This window comes from Stieleria mannarensis (assembly GCF_014154935.1).
Taxonomy (GTDB): domain Bacteria; phylum Planctomycetota; class Planctomycetia; order Pirellulales; family Pirellulaceae; genus Stieleria; species Stieleria mannarensis.
The window spans coordinates 169797-190623 of sequence record NZ_JACEHH010000011.1 but is presented as its reverse complement, the minus strand read 5'-3'; the positions used below and the strand labels follow the sequence as shown (position 1 = coordinate 190623).

The following is a 20827-nucleotide window of genomic DNA, read 5'->3' as shown; positions in this document are numbered from 1 at the left end:
TCGCTAACGCTTCCCGCTAGCAATTCCTCCCATCGTTTTGCCCCCATCATTCTGCCATCTCTCCCCAGATTGCTACGGGGCTGGCAAGTCCTTACTTCGCTGGAACCACGGCGATCGAATCGATTTCCACGACTGATTCGGGGGGACCGTCGAATCGCAATCCGATTCGGTCGACGGTGTCTTTCCAATCGAGCGGAAAACGAATCGTTTGCATCGCTTCTTGCGCCACGGCCGTCGCCTCGGCATCGCCCGCCGTGAACGTGACCTTGGTGCCCGGTGAGCAGCGAAGCCGGATGGCCAGATCGCCCTGATTTTTTTCCGGATCCAGCTTCAGCCCCGTCCGGCCGATCACCGCCGTTCCGCCGGAAAGTCGGAAATCCAGAAATCCCAAGCGGCCCGCGAGGTTGCCCACGGCTTCATCGTCGGCGGTCCAGCCTTCGGTCTGCCATCCGCCGCAATCAAACGTAAACAGCAGTCGACCGTCGGCCGGGTCACGCCCATTGATGCGTTCCCAGTCATCGGACAACCCGTCGCCATCGCTGTCCGAGCGGACGACCTCGTATTCCGGGTTCACCCCCTCGCCCCACTTGTGCCCATTGGCTTGGTAGGCCAGTTCCTCCAGCGACTCTTCGCCGATGCCTTCGTCACCGGCCGCGATCCACTCGTCAAGCAACTTGCGATGGCGTTGAATCTCGTCACGATAGCTGGGATCACCGATCAAGTTGTTGACTTGGCTGGGATCGGCTTGGACGTCGTAAAACTCTTCGGCCGGGCGCTCGCCGAAATAGATTCCCGTCAACTTCGGCGACAGTTCCCCGGACTGATAAAGCTGGTGCAGGTTTTGCAGGAACGGTCGTTTGTCACGGTACTGGGGCTGCAACAAAATACGATCGGTTTTGAAGTTCCGGGTGTAACGAAACCGGTCGGTGCGAATCGTGCGGACCCGGTCGATCGTGTGATCCAGTCGGTCTTTGGCCGCCGCGACATAGCTGCGCGGCACGACGACTTCGGCAAACAGATCTTGGCCTTCATACCAATCCGGCTGGTCGACTCCGGCCCAGGCGAGCGTGGTTGCCGAGAGGTCTAGCAGATCCACCAGATCGTCGCGAACCGAGGGTGCGGGCACATAAGGTGACGGCCCGGCAATGATGAACGGAACGTGCAACCCGCCCTCGGTCGGCATTTGCTTGTGTCGGACCAAGTTGTTGGCGCCGTGGTCGCCGAAGTAAACCACGATCGTGCTGTCGGCCAACCCGGATGCTTCGAGCCCTTCTAGCACGGTGCCGATGAAGTCGTCGTCTTTTCGGATCGCGTCGTAGTGCTGTGCAACGGTTTCGCGGTAGAGTTGGTTTTGTGGATAGTCCGGCGGGACGGTCACCGATTGCGGATCGGTCTTGCGATCGGCTGGGAATCTCGCCGTGTTGTTCTTGCCGCCGGCCGTTTGGATCTGGCCAAAGAACGGTTGGTTGTCTTTCAGTTGCTGCCAATCGATCGCGTCACGACGCTTCTTTTGCAACGAGTAGGTCGCCGCTTGATCCCAGACAAAGTTGTAGTCGTCTTTGCCAAGGTTAAACGTGAAGTAGCCGCTCTCTTTGACCAGTTGGGGCAACAGTTTCATGTTCTCGGGAAGATGGATCTTGGCCGGCCCGCGGCTGGAACGATGTTCGTGGGCGCCGAATCGGATTTGATTCATCCCACCCATGATGGCCGATCGACACGCCGAACAAACCGGCGCCGGGACGTAGGCTCGGGAAAACCGCACGCCACGCTCGGCCAGCGAATCGATGTTCGGCGTCTGGCCCTGATTGATCGGATCGCCGTAGCATCCCATCCACGGCGAGGTGTCTTCGGCAAATAACCACAAGATGTTGGGCCGGTCTTTCGCGACGGCAATCGTTGCCAAAGATGTCGCGATGACCAGGATCGTTAATCGAACTGCGTTCATGGTTGTGCCGAGTACAAGTGTCGGTGACTCAAGTGGACGTTGCGGTGGGAATCGCAAGACAGTGCATCCTATTCCAGGTCGTCGTGACGTGCAAAGCAGCATCAATGCGTCCTCCACGTTTATCATTGGTTCAGCCGTCTAACGCCAGCCTTCGCGCACCGCATCATTCTGCCCCGAATCGTTCTGCCATCGCTCCCCTGATTCCCACCGCCCTGACAGGGTACGGCCGCTGGCACCAATTGTGACAATCTTACCGCCTCTGTCTCGCATCGAATCGGACAATCGAGACGCCAGGCTGAACTGCCCCGTCTCCGCTGCCGATGCTCGATCATGGGCGAATGTGCGCCTCCCTGTGTGACTGTTGAATCCTTTCCGACCCCACCGGGTGCCAGAGGCGACTCTGTTCACCAAGGCGGCGGACCATGTGTGCCTATCCTTTTCATCAAATGGAAGAACAACGACGAAAGGGCCCGTTCTTATTGCTGGTCGTGACACTGATCTTGTTCGGGGTCGGATTCTACGCGAGTCAGCATTTTGAGATCGCAGGCCTGGACCAGGTGACGATTACGCCCAAGTCAGAGGCCCCGGCTGGCGAGGTGGACCCGATTGATGACTTGATGTTCGTCTCGGCCAACCAGACCGGCGGACGTTCCACCAGCGGCTACGCGGCGCCGGCGGCCTACGCCGCCCGGCCGAGCGGTCCAGAGCAAAAGGTACGCAATCTGCGGATCGGGTCCTGGGCACTGAGCGGTTTCGGCCCCAGCAAACTGGCCAGCGAAGAATGTCGGTTGAACCTAACCCGGGTGATTCGCAAGTTCGACGTCATCGCACTTCAACAGATCACCGCGGTCGAACGCGATTTGGTGCCGCGTTTGGTCGACGAGATCAACGAGGGCGGACGCAACTTCGATTTCGTGCTCGGACAACCCTCCGGCCCGAGCGACCGTCCCGAGCAGTTGGCAATCCTGTTTAACGTCAATCGGGTCCAGATCGATCGTTCGCAAACCTACACCGTCGCCGATCCACAAGGCCAAATGACCTATGATCCGATGGTGGCCTGGTTCCGCGCCGCCCAGCCATCGGTCGAATCCGCGTGGACGTTTTCGGTTGTCAATGTCCGCATCAATTTGGCACGGGCGCCGGTCGAGGTCGGGCTGCTGCCGGGGATCTTTGCATCGGTGCGATCGGACGGACGAGGCGAAGACGATGTCGTGATGGCGGGGCTGTTTCAAGCCGACGACTCCTATCTGATTCCACGCGTGATGGGCACCGACGTCGTCGCGGCGGTCGACAGCACCACGACCGACATCTTTAACCGACACCAAACCTGTAACATCCTGGTCGATCGCAACCGCACCAATGAATTCGTCGGCCGCGGCGGTCCCGTCGATTTCCTGCGTTTGTTCAATCTGAACCTCAGCCAGGCGGAAGCGGTCAGCAGCCACCTGCCGGTTTTCGGCGAGTTCACTGCGACCGAAGGCGGCGGGGTCTAGGTTCTTGGTGCACCGCGCGAGGCTTCGCGGATCATTTTCTTACCTCCAAAATCTTCTTACCGCTCATCCCATAACGCTGGCGTGCGGTCACCCATCGGTGATGTGTTTTCATCCGTGGGGACGCCTTGCCATCGGTGGGTTTTCTCGATTTAAGTGGACCAGTCCCGCCTCCTCAACGCCGGGCTGCCCGGTGCGTGGCCGATTTGGTGGCTGATCGAACAGTCCGTTTGATTTGCTGCTCGAATCCGGTCCAGAATCGCCTGTCTTTCCCCCTCGTTTCCCGGTGTTTCACGCTTTGGCATCGTCTTTGCGTCCCTGTCTTGGCCAGTTCACTTGCATGGTGCGGGTGACACTCCCACAACTGCATACAGGAGAACACTTATGACGACTCAAAAAAAACGACTACTGTTGGCCGCCGCACTTGGCGCCGCCGTCGCGATGCCGGTGACCGCGTTGCGAGCAGATAATCCGCTCGGGACGGACAGTGAATTCGGTGACTACACGTCCTACTACGAAGACGACGCCTGGTACGACGTCAGCGAGTGGTTCGACGGCAATGATTACAACCCGACCGACGAAGCCATCGGTCGCTGGGACGACGAAAAGTTCGACTTTGCCGACAACGCTACCAGCACCGACCAGGATAACGATTGGAACCAGTATTCCAATTACGGATACCGCGAGGGGAATGACTCGGACTGGTTCTATGACTACTACGATGACGGTTACGGAACCTGGGACAAACACTCCTACAGCATCTACGACGATGTGGATGACGACGGCTTGTACGATTCCGTTGCGACCTATCGAGACACCGATGGCGATGGGATGTACGAAGACTATGACTACTTCGCTTTTGATGCCGCGTCAGAGGACAAGCACAACGGTAAAGCCCACGCCCAGGCCAAAGATCAGGGACGCGATAAACAAAAGCAAATGGTCTCAACGCCGACGACCGCTCGCGGCACGGTGGAAAAATCCAAAACCGTGACCGTCCGTGACCGAACCCATTTGGTGGTCAAAGTCAATCAGCCGGGCAAAGGACCGATCATGGTCGATCTCGGCCCCAACCGGGATGAGGTTCAATTGTCCGCTGGCGACAAGCTATACGCCTCCGGTCACGGGACCAATGTCGGTGAGACGCCCCTGCTGATCGCGACCGACGCGACGACCGACAATGGTTCCATCACGATCGACCGCAACGGCAAAAAGTATCAAGGCAAGATCGAGAAGACCAAAACGGTGAAGTTCCGTGGTGAGGATCACCAGCTTGCCAAAATCAACACCGACGACGACAAGACGCTGATGGTCGATCTTGGGCCGAAAGATAAACTGGACGCCAAAGTCACCGATGGCGCATCGGTCACGGTGCAGGGCGTTCCGGTGAAGGTCAAGGATCGAGTCGTGTTGATGGCTCGCCAGATCACCCACAACGGTGAGAAAACCACGATCGCTCGCTAGGACCAAAACTGATCTGTGGCCGGCTATCTGCGGCGCCGGAAGGCATCGAAGGCGTCGCGAATTGCCGGCGGGGCTTTGCGGCGGTTCCCCGAATCCCGCAAATTTCGTATCGAGTCGGCCGATTCTCGCGCCGATTGGCTTGGCCCCCGACGTTGCTGCAACCCGAGGCTGCGGAGGGCATCTTGAAGCTCGTCGGTCGACTCGCTTTGTTGCGTCGGTTGATCCAACTGACGCACCTTTTCCCATCGCTCGCGAAATCGTTGCAGGTCCTGCTCGGTCCAGTCCAGTTCCTTGAGCAGGTCTTCGTCCACCTGGTCGCGTGTTTCATCCAGGTAGTCCAGCACCATGTCGGTCGCCTTCTTCGCGTACTCCAGATCAGGCTCGGGCGGCGTTTCATTGGCGGCGTCCGCGTCGTCGTCCGAGGTGCCGGTTCCGGTACCTTGGCTACCCGAGGACTGGCTGGGTGATTCGGAGGGACCCGTCGGCCGATTGGCCGATTGAGGTGAATTCGATTGGCCGGTCGGATCAGGGCGGTTGTCCGAACTGCGATCGCCACCAGACTCGTCGCCATTCTGCTCGCCCGGCTGCCCTTGTGATTCTTCCGCTTGGGATTCACTCCCTTGCCCGTCACCCGTTTGCTGCTCGCCAGATCCCTGCTCGCCAGATCCCTGCTCGCCAGATCCCTGCTCGCCAGATCCCTGCTCGCCGCTCTGAGAGTCCGGTTGAGCCGCGTCGCCACTTTCCGTGCCTTGTTGTCTATCATCGGGGCGATTACCAGGCGACTCGCCTCGCGCCGACTGCGATTCACCCGAGCCTTGGTCCACCGTTTGGCCGTCCGCGTTTTCGCTCGCGTCGGTTTGTTCGTTTTTCGAAGGACTGTCTGCGCCGTCACCGGACTGTGAATCACCGGACTGTGAATCGCCGCCGTCCTGCTTTGAGCGGTCGGACTTGTCGGCCGGCGACTGCTCTCCGGATCGGTTTTGATTCTGTTTTTGTTTCTCGATGTAATCTTTGATCCGTTCAAACGCTTGCCCGTCGTGTTCCGGTGGCGCGTGAGACGGCTCGCCACCGTCGGGTTGTGACGCGTCGGATCCAGACGGCCCGCCTTCGTTGCCGGACTCACCGCTGCCGCCGGATCCACCGCTTTCGTCACGCGGCGGATCGGAGCTGCCGTCGCCTTGGTGTTGGGAGCCGTCTGGTTTCGATGTTCCGCTGCCTTGATCGCCGTTTGGGGGATCCCCGCTGGGATCCCCGCTGGGATCCCCGCTAGGATCACTGCTCGCGGGATCGGCCGAGTTTTCTGCCCCTTGACCCTGCGGCGATTTCTGTGCGTCGGTCTGTGTCGCGTCGGACGGATCCGAGCCGGCCGGGTTGCTGCCATTCTCGTTTGGACCGGATGGAGGGTCGGCTGATGGATCACCACCTTGGTCACCGGACGCGGATTCACTGCCGGGCTGGGATTCACTGCCGGGCTGGGATTGGCCGCTCGACCCCGATTGGCCCTGCGAGTCGTCCGCGGTGTTTTCCCCGTTAGACGATTGCGGTGAACTTCCACCCTGATCGCCTTGCTCTGCTTCTTGTTCCTCTGCTTCTTGGCCACCGCCGTTCTGCTGGTTCGGATCACCCTGTCCGGTTTCCCCCTGACCACTCGAACTTTGCCCCTGGCCACCCTGGCCACCGGAATTTTGCTGGCCGTCACCCTGCTGGGACTGGTCGGCATCACTGGCCGGTCGATCATCGGGACGTGACAGTCCGTCATTGCCCGTGGGGTCTTCGGGCAATGGTTCGGCGTCTTCGACGATGCGAATTTCGATCGGATCGGTGGTGGTCTGATTTGGTTGGACGCTCTGATCGCCGGGGATGATGCGATTGTCGATCGCGGTTGCCGAGATTCGGACGACATCGCCGGCGCGCAAAAGATGTTCCAGCGGACGGAACCGATACTCCATGACTTGGTTGCCCTTGCCGCCGCCGTCTTCGGGTTTCACCCAAATGACCGGGTCTTCTAGCGTGTCGATCCCACGCTCGATCCGCAGCGTCACGCGTTCCAATTCAAAGTCGGCGTCCATCGCGTGGACTTCGATGATCTGTTGCGCACCGACGGGGATTTCGATCGGGGACTTCTTGGGAACAACGATCGCGACTTCGGGTGGTAGATCCGCGATGACCTTGATCGGATAAATGATTGGATCGGGGTTGGACTGGTCGTTCGAGTCCCAAACACGAATCCGGTAACTTTCCAATTCAACACTCGCCGTTTTTCCGCGGGCACAGCGCAGCGTCACGTCGGCGGTCAACGTCACCCCGTCATCGCCGATCGCGATCGGCGTGCGACCGGCGGTTGCGCGGACGGTGTCCCCGAGTGGTTTCGGGTTGAATTGCAATTCGGCTCGGGCGATCGGACGGTTTGTTTTCGCCGTGATGCGGATCTTGGTCCCATCGATCGCGGTGATCGCCGGGCTGGACGTGGTGCGCGGTTTTCGCTGGGTGTACTCGGGCGGCTGATAGCGAACACTTTCCACGGCAACGACCGGCACATTTTCGACCGACAATTCGAAGGGGCCGGCAACCGCATCACCGGCGGTGACGGTGTAGCGAACGATCCCCGAAGCGGCATGATCCAACCGCAGCGTTCCGGTAAAACGATTCGAGCTGGGGTCGAACACCAATTCCGTTTCTTGCATCGGTCCGCTTCCCGACCAGCGACACATGACCGCGTCGCCGTTGCGGAGTCCGTCGACGGCGGCCGAGATCTCTAGCTCGCGGCCGGCCATCGCTTCGGCATCGCCGGGACGGACGTCGCGAATCTTGACCCGCCGCGCCGGATCGATCGACGCGAGCGGAGCTGCCAATCGTTTGACCGATGCGAGCGAGCTTTTGGGCGACGCGACACAGTAGGCGGCCAGCATCGCGAACACCGCCGCCGCGGCGATCCACCACTTGAACGTCCCGGTCGCCTCGCGCGGCAACATGTCGTGGGATTTCAACAGCGATGCGGCACGCGAGCCGATCACCCTGACGACGCGGGCGCGAATGCCGCGCCGCCCTTGGTCATCGCGCAACGTGACATAGCTGGTCAATTGCTGTCGATAGTCGGGATGATCTTGTTCCAACGCCCATGCCGCGTATTCGCGAGTGACGCGAGACGTCATCACGGGCCAGGCGCGGCGGATCAGAAACCAACCTGCAACGGCGACCAGGGACACGAAGCTGATCGAACGAACCAGCCTGCCAGGGGAATAGAACCAGTGGTCCATCACCAGCCACGCCAGCAGGGCCAGCATGGAACCGATGACGACCATCAGACACGTGCGCGTCAGTTCGCTCCACCACAGCGCCCGACGCGCCTCTTCGATCCGCTGTTCGATCAACTGTTCGGCGGCGGAGCGTCGCGCAGGTTCACCGGTGCGTTGCGACGGCGAGACGGGTGGTGCGACGGTGGACATGGTACCTTGTGGATGGAGAAGTGGAGTGGCGTGGCTACCTTCGCCAGAAGGTGGGGCTCCCGCATGACTCTCCACGCTCTGGCGAGCGTAGCTACGCCTTACAACGCTTTATTGTAACTCGCCCGCAAGGATTCGATTCAGAGAGTCCGTCAGTTCACCGGGCTGGTCGTGCGAATAGGTGATCTCGACCGATTCCTTCGTTGCCAGCGTTTTGACTTGTACGGTCCCCGCCCCCCATTCGCTGCCCCCGGCGATTAGAGCGACCCGGAAACCATGGGAATCGGCGTATTTCAATTGGACACCCAGTTTTTTGGCATCCGGGTACAGCTCGTTGGCGATCCCGGCATCACGCAATCGCGCCGACAGTTTCAAGTAATCGTCTCGGTGATCGGCGTCGAAGTAGGCGATCAGAACCGGGGCCGGTGTCGCCGAGTCGGGCAACAGCCCGAGCGATTCCATCGCCGCCAGCAGTCGATCCAGCCCCAGCGAGGCGCCGATCCCGGGCAGTTCCTGTTTGGTGTACAGCCCGGCCAGGTTGTCGTAGCGACCGCCGCTGCAAACGCTGCCGATCGAAGGCAGGTCGTCGAGCGTGGTTTCGAAGATCACTCCGGTGTAGTAGTCCAAGCCGCGGGCGATCGAGACGTCGATCTTGATCCGTCGGCGGGGCACGCCGGCGGCGAGCGCCCCGGTGAACACGTCTTGCAAACGTTCGATCGCCGCCAGTGCTTGTTCGCTGCCCCCGGTGATCTGCGGCAGGGCCTCGAAAATCGATTCGGGCTCTCCGTCAAGCTCGGCCAACTGCAACACCTTGTCGGCTTGTGTGGCCGAGACGTCCGCAGCCTCGCACATCTCCTGGGCGACTTTTTCCCGTCCGATCTTTCCCAGCTTGTCCAGGCAACGAAGCACGGCGACGGATTGATCGGCCAGATCCAAATGACGCAACAACTCCGTCAGCACGGCGCGGTTGTTCACGCTGATCGTAAAGGCGTCGAATCCGATCGAGTTGAGCAACCGGTTGATCACCGCGACCGTCTCGATGTCGGCCATCACGTTCTTGGTTCCGATCGTGTCGAAGTCGCATTGCACGAATTCGCGGTAGCGTCCCGCCTGGGGTCGCTCGCCGCGCCATACCGGAGCGATGTGATAGCGCTTGAATGGCGTGCCGAGCTGGCTGATGTGCTGTGCGGCAAAGCGAGCCAGGGGAACGGTCAGGTCGAAACGCATACCGACGGCGCGGCCGCCGTTGTCTTCAAAGCGATAGATTTGGCGATCGGTTTCGTCGCTGCCCTTGCCCGTCAGGATCTCCAGGTACTCCAGCGTCGGGGTGTCGATCGGGGCAAAACCGTAGGAGCGAAACACTCCGCGGGCGGTCTCCATCAATCGTTCTCGCGGGATCATCACCGCAGGCAGGTAGTCGCGAAATCCGTTCAGCGTTCGTGGTTTAATCAATGACATCGGGTGGGGGGGAGGTTGTTGGACGGCTAGTTCACCACCGGCAAACCGCTGGGACGTCGGCTGCGCAGCGAATCTTTCGGGGCCAGGTCGGGGGTTGGGAATTGGGGCCCGTACAGCGCGTCGGCATATTCGTCGATCTGCTCGGGGGTCTCAAAGTACTGTTCGTAGCACCAGTCGTCGTCGAACTCGCAATCGTCGGTCGTGTAATCGCGACAAATCTGGGGCCGGGTTTCGTAGATGCCACAGCGGTGATCGTCGCGGAGGTGCTTGCACGTGGTGTGCACCAGCAAATACCAACTGTGGTCTTCCACAAAGACGGTCGCCCTGTCGTGCAGCAAGTACCAGCGGATATAGTCAAAATCCTTGCGATTTGCCGGTTCATCGATCGGCAGGGCAAAGTAGTGACAGCACTTGGCGGTGCAATGATCGCACAAATTGTCGCCCTTGGGCACTTGATCGCGTTTCAGGCGAATCGGATTCGCAGCGGCATCGTTGGGGGGGAGTGCGTTCACGGCGTCCGGTCGGGCAGGGAGCGTAACTGGGGATGGAACAAAAGTCGAATTCGAGCGACAATCTGGATATCAGAGGAAACAGTTTAATGGAAGTCGTCATCACTGCACTCGGGCCTGACAATGTCGGTCTGGCCGATCCGATCATTCACTACGTCACCGGTCAGGGGGCGCGGATCACCGAAATCCAAATGTATGACCACGACGAAGAACAGTTGTTCGCGATGTTGTGTCGGATTTCGATCGATCAGGACCATTTCCAGACGCTGCAGTCGGCGATGGTGCAAATCGGCGAGCACACCGGGTTGGCCATCCGGGTTTGGAGCCCCGACCACCGAAAAACGCCGCGGTTGGCGATCTGTTGCACCTATGTCGAACATACCCCGCGGGCGATTTTGGAGTCGATCCGGGACGGGCGGATCGCGGCCGAAGCCTCCGTCGTCCTGTCCAACCGCAAAAAACTGGCCTCACTGGCCGAGGAGTTCGACGTGCCCTACCACCGCATCGGTGACGACTCGGGCAAGGCCGATGATGCCGAAATGGTGCGGCTGTTGGACCAATACGATGTCGACTATGTGGTTCTGGCCCGCTACATGCGCGTGCTGCCCCCGAGCACCTGTTGGCAATTTGCCGGCGGACGGATCATTAACCTGCACCACGGATTGTTGCCAGGCTTTCCCGGGTTTCGTCCTTACCACGATGCCTTCGGAGCCCGCATGTTGACCTATGGCGCGACCTGCCATTTCATCATTCCCGAACTCGATGCCGGCAACCAGACGATCAACCAACGCACCTTTAGCGTCGATCCCGGAACCAGTCTGGAAACGATCATCGCCCGCGGCGAAAAAGAAAACGAACCGGCGTGTCTGGCCGAAGGCGTCCGGCGGGTCGTCGATCGCGAAGTCGAATTGCATTTCCATCGCGTCATCGCACGCAAGCGGGCGTCGCTGGACGGCGACTCTTGCGCAGCGACGCTCGCGCGTGGGGTGAAGGGGGATCCGCCTTCTGGCGAAGGTCGCTACGGTTAAGACTGCGATTGCGGCTTCCACTACGGGCCCACGTTCAAACGACGCAACCACCCCAATACCGCCTTGCTGGTCGACGTCAACCGCGTCCGGTTGTATTGATCCCCCAGCTTGCGGATCGCTTCCGCCTGGGTCGGGTAGGGATGAATCGTGCCGGCGATCTTGCCCAGCCCCACGCGGTGGACCATCGCCAAGGTGATTTCGGAAATCATGTCGCCGGCGTTTTTTGCAACGATCGTTGCCCCGACGATTTTGTCGGTCCCTCGCTTGGTGTGGACCTTCACAAACCCCTCGTCTTCGCCTTCCAAAATCGCGCGGTCGACGTCGCCAAAGGGTTGGACGTAGGTATCGATCTCGATCCCCGCTTGTTCGGCGTCGTGCTCGTGCACCCCGACATGGGCGACCTCGGGCGTGGTGTACGTCGCCCAAGGGATCGTCAAATCGCTGGCCTTTTTTCTGCCCAACGGTCCGACGGCAAACAGCGCGTTTTGAATCACGATCCGAGCCATGAAGTCGGCCGCATGCGTGAATTGGTATTTCGAACAAACGTCCCCGGCGGCAAAGATCCGCGGGTTGGTCGTTTGCAGGTAATCGTTCACGCGGACGCCCTTGCGATCGAAGTCGACACCGACCGTTTCCAGGTTTAAATCCTCGACGTTCGGCGCGCGACCGACCGCGAGCAACAATTGATCGATCGGCTCGTCGTAGTGTTTGTCGTGTGACTGGACCGTCAGCCGAATCGGATTATCCCGTCGAACCTGTAGCTCGCGACCGCAGCACAATAGCCGGACGCCGTCGCGAAGGAGCGCTTGTTGAACGATCTCGGCGGCGTCACGATCTTCCTTGGCCAAGATCCCATGTTCCGACTCGACCAAAAATACTTCCGAACCGAGCTGGGCGAACGACTGCGCGAGTTCGCATCCGATCGGCCCGGCGCCGATGATTCCCAATCGCTTCGGAAGTTCCGTCAACGAGAAGACGGTCTCGTTGGTCAGGTAGTCGATTCCGTCCAGCCCTGTGATGGGCGGGGCCGCGGCGCGTGCCCCGGTCGCGATCACCGCCCGTTTGTACTTCAGTTTCTCCCCAGCGACATCGATGGTTTCAGCGTCGACGAAGCTGGCCTGGCCGAAATACACGTCGACGCCAAGCTCGCGAAAGCGGCCGGCCGAATCATTACGGCTGATCCCAGCCCGCAGCCGACGCATCCGCTGCATCACGCCGGCAAAATCCACCTCGACCCCATCAGGGACGTCGACACTGAACTCAGCCGCCCGCCTGACCGTTGCCGCGATCCGCGCCGAACTGATCACGCCCTTGGAAGGCACGCAGCCGACGTTCAGACAATCGCCGCCCATCAGATCGCGTTCGATCAGCGCCACCCGAGCGCCTAACCCGGCCGCGCCCGCAGCGGTGACCAGACCGGCCGTTCCCGCGCCGATCACGACCAAATGGTACGGCGACCCGGCTGTCGGGTTTTTCCACGTCGGCGGATGAACGTTTGCTTCTAGCTGCCGGTTGTGCTCGTCGCGTGGTTGAAGGGCTGTCATACGCTCGCTGCTCCCGGTGCTCGTGGCGGAAGGGAGGGGGAGGAAGATTTTGAAGGTAGGAAGATTAGCTGAATCGAAGAGGGGGGCTTTTCATCATTTTCTTGCCCCCGAAATCTTCTTACCCAATTTTTATCAATGGCTGAGAAGCGGGGCCACTCCCAGGCGTCGTCTGGGAACGAGTCGCTTCCGGATTGCCGGCCGCTGACGGAACCTGCGATCACGCGGAAATCAACCGGCCCGATTCCGCCGTCAATTCCCTCAACCGTTGCACGGCAGAAGCGGACAGCATCTCCGACGTTGTTCTCCAGCACCAATTGCCCTCCGGCGTCCCCGGGACGTTCATGCGGGCGTCTGCGCCCAATCCCAGGATGTCCTGCAGCGGCGCCATCGCCAAGGCGGCCGACGACGACCAGACTTGTCGCAGCATCTCGCCGGTGACCAAAACGCCATCGCCTTTCGGCATCGACAAGGCATCGCGCACGCTTTCCTGTTCCGCTTCGCTGAGCGATTCGAACCAACCAAGCGTCGTGTTGTTGTCGTGCGTCCCGGTGAAAGCGACCGTGTTGTGCACGTAATTTTCCGGCAGATAGGGATTGTCTTTCATGCCGTCAAACGCAAACTGCAACACACGTGTGCCGGGGATGTCGAACGCGTCGCGTAACTCGATCACGTCCGGTGTGATCAAACCCAGATCTTCGGCGATCACCGGCATCGATCCCAAGTCAGACTGCAACGCACGAAAAAAATCGGCCCCCGGCCCGGTCACCCATTGGCCGTTGAGTGCCGTCGAAGATTCAGCGGGGACATGCCAGGCGGCTGCGAACCCGCGAAAATGGTCCAAGCGGATCAGGTCGGCTTGGTTCAACAACGCGCCGAGGCGATCGATGTACCATCGGTACCCGGTTTCCCGCAGTGCCGCCCAGTCATAGACCGGGTTGCCCCACAGTTGTCCGTCGGCACTGAAGTAATCCGGTGGAACCCCCGCGACAAAACTCGGCCGTCGCTGTTGGTCCAACAAGAACAACTCCGGATTGGCCCACACGTCACTTGAATCGGCGCAAACGAAATAGGGCAAATCCCCGATCAGCCGCACGCCCCGGTCGTGGGCATAAGTTTTCAATCGGTCTGTCTGGCGGAACACCAGGAACTGCGCCAAACGAATCTGATCAATCTCCTCGGCCAGTTCCTGGGCGACCTGTGCTAACGCTTGTCGGTCGCGCTGGACCAACTCACTGGGCCACTTCAGGTAGTGTTCACCGTGCCGCTCGCGCAACACACTGAACATCGCAAAGTCGTCCAACCAGTGCGCCGAATCCCGACAGAATTGTTCGTACTCCGATTTCAGCTCTGCACCGCCGGCGCCGGATTGCACGTTCGCCCAGACTTTCGCCAAAAGTTCATTTTTGAAGGCGATCACGGCATCGAAATCGACGACGTGTTCGGGAAACGACGCGGCCGCGATCTGGTCGGTTCGAAGCAACCCGTCGTGAATCAGATCCTCGGGGCTGATCAACAGCCAGTTGCCGGCGAACGAGGAAAGCGATGAATACGGCGAGTGGCCGCGTCCGATCGGCCCCAGCGGCAGGACCTGCCACCAGGACTGGCCGGCGTCGTGCAGCCAGTCGATCCAGGCACGCGCCTGGGGACCGAAGTCGCCGATCCCATAGCGTGACGGCAGTGACGTGACGTGCAACAACACGCCGGCGGCGCGGTAATCGGCCGGGAATAGGCTCTGGGGCTGGCGTGGGGCGGTCATGCTGAACCTCTCGATGGACCGATCGTCCGATTCGCCGACGAATCCTCCTTTGCGAGCCTGTTGTCAGGGCCGTCACACTCGTCGCGTTTATGCGCTGCAACAGATCGGCTGACGGTCGATCCGTCAAGCCGGCCAATCGGGCGATCGCGGTTGAAGACACGTTGTTCGGTCCTAGTGCCGTTTTCTTCGTCGGCCATTGGATTTGTGGTGGCGGATTTCGCCGACGGACCTGTTGAGTCGTCCAATCAAACGTGCGATCAGCCCTATCACGCGAGCTTACGGGCGGCAAACGATGGAGCACGGGCGCAAACGCACCAAGGACTGAAGGCTGTTGCCAAACGGCTGATCAAATCAACAAGCCGCCAAGAATTTCGGCGATTCGCCGCTAAAACATAGCCGCGTCGTGGTTGGTCTATCGCTAATTGTCAACTCCATGCTTCGTACTCGTACTCGTACTCAGCGACGCGGTACTCAGCGACGCGGTACTCAGCGACGCGGTACTCAGCGACGCGGTACTCAGCGACGCGGTACTCGTATTCGGATTCGGATTCGCAATCGAGTAGGAGTACGAGTACCGACCTACGGCCTGAGTACGAGTACGACCGCGTGCCGCATAACATTGATCGTCAGACCAACCTCGGCACGCGACGTTGAGCGTTAGACGCGAATCGCGTCGACGTGACTGGCGTCGCGTTTCTTCGGTCCCAATCGCTGCTTGCATCCCATCGCCGTCAGCATCGTGTTGTAAACGTCCACCCCTTCGGCACCGACGTCGACGATTTGCCCCGTTTTGAATCGTCCGCCGCCACCGCTGATCGCGTGAAATACCCCCGACAGCTCGCGTTTGACGTCGTTGTGGCGGCCGTCGCCGGACTCGGTGGAGATCGTGATCAGCGAATTCTCCAAGATAGTCTTGCCGTTGGCATCCCTCGATTCCTCGGTGTCCAGCCGGCTGAGGAAATAGGCGACCTCGCGCATTTTCAGGTGCGCGTGGGCACGCAGCGCTTCGTTCGCCTTTTTCTCATTGAATTGGTGCCACCATTCATGGCTACAGCCGGCCGAGCCCGATTTTTTGAGCTGCCCTTCATCGTCGAACTGGAAGATCTTTCGGCCGTCGTAGTGATAATCGCCGGTCAAACGGATCCGTTCACCGGCGGCCAGGAAGGTCAACGCACCGAATCGCGTGCGATCGGTTTGGATGGCCAAGGCATACAGGTCGGCCATCAATCGCCATTCCGATGAAAGTTCCTCCAGCGTGATATCGATCCCTTCGCCGCCGGGATCGGCCGAACCGCCGTGCAATAACGTCGACCGCTCTGGCAACGGGGGGGCCCCCTCGATCTTGCCTTTCATCGCATACGCCCGCTGCTCATATTCACGAATGCGGTCCAGGTGTTCGGCGACGCGTGCCCGGGACGTTTTACCCAGCGGTGAATTGGCCCCCGTGTAGAACTTGTACTGATCGACGACCGCATCGAGCACACTTCGCCGTAAACGTGCGCGGCGTTGATCGGGATCGTCGCCGGCTGCTTCCAGCGTTCCGAACACGCGTTCGAACAGATCCCGCGGTTTCTCCTGCATCGTCGCGGCAACGGTCCCGTCGGCGTTAAAACTGTGGACATAACGGCCGATCCGGCTGCGGCGAAAGAACGTGCCGGCGACCAGCGTCGGAACCATGCCGGGCGGCATGCCATCGGGATAATGGTCGCGGCGAATCACTTGATCGATCGACGCCCCGCCGGCCTTGGCTTCCCCGTCGGGCGGCTGGGCGGTGAAGGCCGCGGTGGCTCCGTCGTAGTGCGCGTTGATGCCTTTTTCGTCCGCCCGCAACTGGTCGACCCCACGCATGATCAGCAGCTTGTCGCGCAACGGCTTGAGCGGTTCCAGCACGCCGTCATAGCCTTCCCGTTGCAGCGGTGCGGGGATCCCCAGCCCAAAGAAAACGTTGAACGCGCGGACCGGAACCTCCACCTGACCGGCAGCGGACGCCGTCGTCAACGTCATTTCCTCCAGCAACGGCAATCCGATCGCAACTGCCCCGGCGGTCTTCAGCCCCGTGCTCTTGAGCATCGTGCGACGGCTGATTCGTGGTCGATTCATCAATCTTCTCTCCCCCATCTTCTTGTGTCTCGATTCAGGCTGGACGGTGTCCGTTTTCAGTCAATACCAGCTCGACGCGCGAGCGAGAGAGTCACTCGCTCGCGCCGCAGGCTGGTCAATCATCTGGCCCGTTACGGCACCGCTTCGGTCCTGGCCCGTTGCACCAGATCGCTCATCACGATCTCGGTGATCAAACTGACATAGGTTCCACCGTGTTTCTGGGCCGCCTGATGAATCTGGTCGACCACCGGCGCATCGGCGGCAACCAGCGGTCGTCCCAAGGCGAATTGTGTCAGTTTCCAAGTCAGGCTTTGCTGCACGCGCTGACTGGCGGCCAACAGGTCCATCAATTCTGCGGACGTCTGATAGGCGACCGGTTCGGCCGTGCCTGGAAACAACACCTCGCCGTCGTCGCGAAGCTTGTTCCCATGCTCGTCTTGCTCGTGGTAGGCGCCGATGCCGTCAAATTTTTCTAAACCGTAGGCCAACGGTTCGAATCGAATGTGGCAGACGCCGCACTTTTGGTCGGCGACTCGAGATTCGGCAATACCGCGCTGGGTTAGCCCGGTTTTTGTCGGCGGCGGGACGGTGTTGACGCAGGGGGGCGGCGCATTGATCGTGCCACGCAGCAAGTCGTTGAGCACGAACAGACCGCGCGAGACCATCGAGGCTTCATCCCCGCCGATCGTCAGCACGCTGGCCTGAGTCAAGATGCCACCGCGGCTGGGCACTTCGGTCAGGTCATAGCGTTGGATCCCTTTGCCGATCGGTTCTAACCCGTAGTGTTTTGCCAACGCCGGTGAGGCATAGGTGACCTGCGCATTCAAAAGATCCGCAAGCGGACGATTCTGTGCCCAAACAACCTCTTTGAAATAGGCGAGTGTTTCCCGTTGCATGTCCAGGGCCAACTGTGCGTTCCAGTTCGGAAACCGTTTGCCGTTGGGACGCAAATTGGACAGTCGTCCCAAATTCAACCACTGGGAGACAAACTCCTGCGACCGGCGAATTGTCCGCGGATCATGCAACATCCGCTTGACCTGGGCTCGGACCGCCTTGCTGTCGCCCAGTTCGCCCTCGTCCGCCGCTTTCATCAGTGTTTCATCCGGCGGCGCTCCCCAAAGGATGTAGCTCATCCGCGACGCCAATTCGTAATCGTCCACCGGTCGCGGCTGGCCATCACCGTGCTGGTATTCGACCCGATAGACAAACCGTGGCGACTGCAGCATCGCTTCGACAATGTAGCGGATCGCTTCTTCAAAATCGCCTCCGGCGCTGGCGACCGTCGTCGCGATCCCGCTGTACTTATTGATCTCCCGAGAATCCAGCGGACCGCGCAACAGCCACTTTCCGATCGCGGCGACGTCGTCGCGCATGGTGTCGTCGGTCGACAACTTTCGACTTTTGGAAAACCGACCGGCGAATTTCAGGATGTCCATCCGGTCGACGATGATCTCGGCCAACTTGCTGTACGCCTCGACATGTTTCAGGTCGATGTTCAAGTTGTACGCGGTGTTGTTGAACCCGTCGGCACGCAAGTCGGGCGGCAGGATGCGACGTGCTTCGTCACCGATGTCGACACCGACCGCGCTACGCACCGTCTCGATGTACTCGCTGACCGTCAACCGCTGCAGCCAGACCTCGCCGGCTTGGCCTTCGTTCAGGTAGACCGCCGGATCGATTGTGTCGACGGACCACGTGGCGCCCGCGTCGATCCACTTTCGCAATACGGCTTTCTCTTCGGTCGATAGCGGTGGACGATCTTTGGGCATGTCATCCGAGGTCACCAAATCCCACAACAAGCTGTCCGCGACGTTGCCGGGAACGATCGCGTTTCCGCTTTCTCCGCTGGCCAATGCAGCCGATTTGTGCGAAAGATCGAAGTCCCCCTGTTTGATCGCCGCGTCGTGACATTCCAGGCAGTGGGTTGCCAATAGCGGAGCGACGTGCCGGTCGAACAGCCGCCGATTGGCCCTTGCGATGCGTTCTTGTTCGCTGATCGGTTCGGCCGCCTTGGATTGACTGCCTGCCGCGAAATTTTGCCGGACATCTTGCTGCGACAAGGCACGTCCATAAATGGCGACCAAATGCAGTTCGCCCAACCAAGGCCGGTCTCCGGTCGCTTCGTTGACCAACACGAGTCGATACTGGTCGTTCCAGTTACGCAGCTTGCCTTTGACCGTTTTGCGGGCAACCAGTTTGCCGTCGACATACAGCGTCGCCTTGCCTTTGGCATCACGGGTGAACACGACGTGGGTCAGCTTGGTTTGCACCGTTCGCTTCGGACTGGCCGTCGAGGGCAGGCCGTTGTTATCGCTTTCGGTCGCCCGCAGCCGGACATCGTAGGCATTCTTTTCTTGGCCCAGCGTGAAGTTGCGGTTGCTGGTGTTTGCGGAAATTGACACGATCCTGGCCGGTCCGGATTGCGACGTGTCGGACGGCCGCAGCCAGGCTTCGACACTGATCGCGTTGGACCGCTTGACCGCATCGATGATTTTGGTGGCCGGTTGCGAGGACGCGATTCGCGAGGACGATTCGATCACGAGCCCTCCGCCCGACCGTCGCACGCGGCTGGACCGATCGATCACCAGATTCAACGGTTTGCCGACGCCGCTGCGATCCTGGATCGTACGCCCCTCTCCGTCGCCCATCTCATATCGGACCAGCAACCCACGCTCGACTCGTTCGGCGGATTGGAGGGCCGGTGCGGCAAACGCCAACAATGCCAGTGTCAACAGATTCCGCATTTGCACAAGAGGCCTCTTCGTTAAACGTTGATACGGTCAGTCGCATCGGGAAATCGAAACCTCGTCATTGTAGCGGCAGTGAGTGGCCGCCGTGACAATGCACCGCAAAACTCGCGAAATGCCGGCTGCGAGGACTCCTCGCGTCGTCCACTACCGATTCCACGAATCTCAAAGCGAGACGGAATTCTAGGCCGCTTGAGATGCCCGAACCTTCTCGAACTTGCGACGGATTCGGTGGATCGGTGAGTGCAATTTGCGGCGCAGATAGCTACCCAACACGGCCAGGTCAGGCTGGCTGGAGTAGGCCGGCATCAACTTCTTTGCGTTCCCCTGGAAGTGAATCGCGTGCATGCCGACCAAGTCTCCGGTCGCGGCATCGGTGGCGTAGGGCACGCCGTCACGCCATCGAATTCGCTTGCGACCGGAGACTTTGTATCCCTGGGACAGGCAGAGGTTGTCGTCGAAAAACCGACCGCCGACCGGGGAGGACAGATTCCCAATCGGCAACGCCGACGCTTCGCGAAACCATACCAGTGCGGTCATGTCCGAAACACCCTGGTCGTTCAACTCAAACTGCGATTCGGCGTACTCAGCCAACCGCTGTTGTTTCTCCGCGTTGGGTTCGTACATCGACTCACAAAAGCGGCAAAACGCATCCAAACCGGAACGCTTTGCGACCAGCATCGCGTGGCCGCTGCAGGAGCAGTAAGCCAGGGCGTCGCCGGCGAAGTGGTCGGCGACGTCGTTCAAATCGCTGTAGACCAGCACGTCAGAATCAAAGGTCCAGGCGGACTGGCAATCCTGTTTGTCCATCCATTCGTTCAGAATGAACCAACGCTCGAAACAGAACCGTTCCCAATCGACTCGGTTTCGGCTGTGGTGAACGTAATGCGCGGCGAACCGAGCCGCGGCGTCGAAGTAATCCGACGTGCAATAGTGCTGGTCGACGAATCGGAGCGATCGATTGGCGTGATCGCCCAGCAGCACGATCGGCGAATCCGGGTTGTGAAGTTTGGCTTGACGGGTTGCCAGATGGAGATGCTCGCCGCGGCCACGATGGACAAACACAATGGGGCGTTTCATGGGGAAGCCGTCAAAGTCCAAGGAATCCAGTACCCAACCGCGTCACCCATGACGCAGCCGCAGCCACCTTGCCGGCTGCTGATTTAATCAGCCGCACGGCGCTAGCCGCGGTTCTCGCCGCCACAAAACCGGGGTTAGCGCCCGTCGGCTGATCGTCAGCCTTTTCATTTCGACTAAACCGACGGCTCCTTGCCGCGTGCGGCGATCCTAAAGACTTCATCCACCCCCCGACAAGAGCGATCTCAGTACCCTGTGCGCAAGAC

At 60.1% G+C, this 20827-nt stretch carries 13 protein-coding genes; 4 read left to right on the top strand and 9 right to left on the bottom strand.

The window, feature by feature from the left end; genetic code table 11:
* Positions 1-91 precede the first annotated feature (91 nt).
* Complete coding sequence (locus H1B37_RS09900; protein WP_182866483.1) at positions 92-1945, bottom strand: sulfatase family protein; 1854 nt, start codon at positions 1943-1945, stop codon at positions 92-94.
* A 422-nt stretch (positions 1946-2367) separates the two neighbouring features.
* Between H1B37_RS09900 and H1B37_RS09895 the strand changes: the two genes are divergently transcribed.
* Positions 2368-3438, top strand: coding sequence for an exonuclease/endonuclease/phosphatase family protein (locus tag H1B37_RS09895; RefSeq protein WP_286177580.1), 1071 nt, complete (start codon positions 2368-2370; stop codon positions 3436-3438).
* A gap of 381 nt (positions 3439-3819) precedes the next feature.
* The gene (locus tag H1B37_RS09890; protein ID WP_182866482.1) at positions 3820-4899 is read left to right on the top strand and encodes a MamS/MamX family magnetosome protein; all 1080 of its coding nucleotides are present in this window, start codon (positions 3820-3822) and stop codon (positions 4897-4899) included.
* Positions 4900-4922: 23 nt separating this feature from the next.
* On the opposite strand, the gene H1B37_RS09885 is transcribed toward H1B37_RS09890, so the two are convergent.
* The 3 genes from H1B37_RS09885 to H1B37_RS09875 form a co-directional block, all read right to left on the bottom strand.
* Positions 4923-8345: a hypothetical protein gene (locus H1B37_RS09885; protein WP_182866481.1), complete on the bottom strand. Its 3423-nt coding sequence runs from the start codon at positions 8343-8345 to the stop codon at positions 4923-4925.
* A 108-nt stretch (positions 8346-8453) separates the two neighbouring features.
* On the bottom strand, positions 8454-9794 hold the full coding sequence (gene hisS, locus H1B37_RS09880; RefSeq protein WP_182866480.1) for a histidine--tRNA ligase: 1341 nt from the start codon (positions 9792-9794) through the stop codon (positions 8454-8456).
* Positions 9795-9826: 32 nt separating this feature from the next.
* On the bottom strand, positions 9827-10273 hold the full coding sequence (locus H1B37_RS09875; protein ID WP_436298261.1) for a YkgJ family cysteine cluster protein: 447 nt from the start codon (positions 10271-10273) through the stop codon (positions 9827-9829).
* 125 nt (positions 10274-10398) lie between these two features.
* On the opposite strand from H1B37_RS09875, the gene H1B37_RS09870 reads away from it, so the two are divergent.
* Positions 10399-11337 (top strand): formyltetrahydrofolate deformylase, encoded by a 939-nt coding sequence (locus tag H1B37_RS09870; RefSeq protein WP_182866478.1) that lies wholly within the window; start codon positions 10399-10401, stop codon positions 11335-11337.
* A 20-nt stretch (positions 11338-11357) separates the two neighbouring features.
* Here H1B37_RS09870 and H1B37_RS09865 read toward each other — a convergent pair whose 3' ends face one another.
* Positions 11358-12881 (bottom strand): mercuric reductase, encoded by a 1524-nt coding sequence (locus H1B37_RS09865; RefSeq protein ID WP_182866477.1) that lies wholly within the window; start codon positions 12879-12881, stop codon positions 11358-11360.
* Between the two features lie 217 nt (positions 12882-13098).
* Positions 13099-14637 carry a 4-alpha-glucanotransferase gene (malQ, locus tag H1B37_RS09860; protein ID WP_182866476.1) on the bottom strand — a complete coding sequence of 513 codons (1539 nt, stop codon included), beginning with the start codon at positions 14635-14637 and terminating at the stop codon, positions 13099-13101.
* 422 nt (positions 14638-15059) lie between these two features.
* On the opposite strand from malQ, the gene H1B37_RS34355 reads away from it, so the two are divergent.
* Positions 15060-15200, top strand: a complete 141-nt coding sequence (locus tag H1B37_RS34355; RefSeq protein ID WP_182866475.1) for a pentapeptide repeat-containing protein — start codon at positions 15060-15062, stop codon at positions 15198-15200.
* A gap of 94 nt (positions 15201-15294) precedes the next feature.
* Here the strand turns inward: H1B37_RS34355 and H1B37_RS09850 are convergent, their stop codons facing one another.
* The 3 genes from H1B37_RS09850 to H1B37_RS09840 all read right to left on the bottom strand — a co-directional run bounded on the left by H1B37_RS09850 (position 15295) and on the right by H1B37_RS09840 (position 20564).
* Complete coding sequence (locus H1B37_RS09850) at positions 15295-16737, bottom strand: DUF1552 domain-containing protein (RefSeq protein ID WP_182866474.1); 1443 nt, start codon at positions 16735-16737, stop codon at positions 15295-15297.
* A gap of 131 nt (positions 16738-16868) precedes the next feature.
* Entirely contained in the window at positions 16869-19481 is a 2613-nt protein-coding gene (locus H1B37_RS09845; RefSeq protein ID WP_286177588.1) for a DUF1592 domain-containing protein, read from the bottom strand.
* 186 nt (positions 19482-19667) lie between these two features.
* Entirely contained in the window at positions 19668-20564 is an 897-nt protein-coding gene (locus H1B37_RS09840) for a hypothetical protein (RefSeq protein ID WP_182866473.1), read from the bottom strand.
* Positions 20565-20827: the final 263 nt, after the last annotated feature.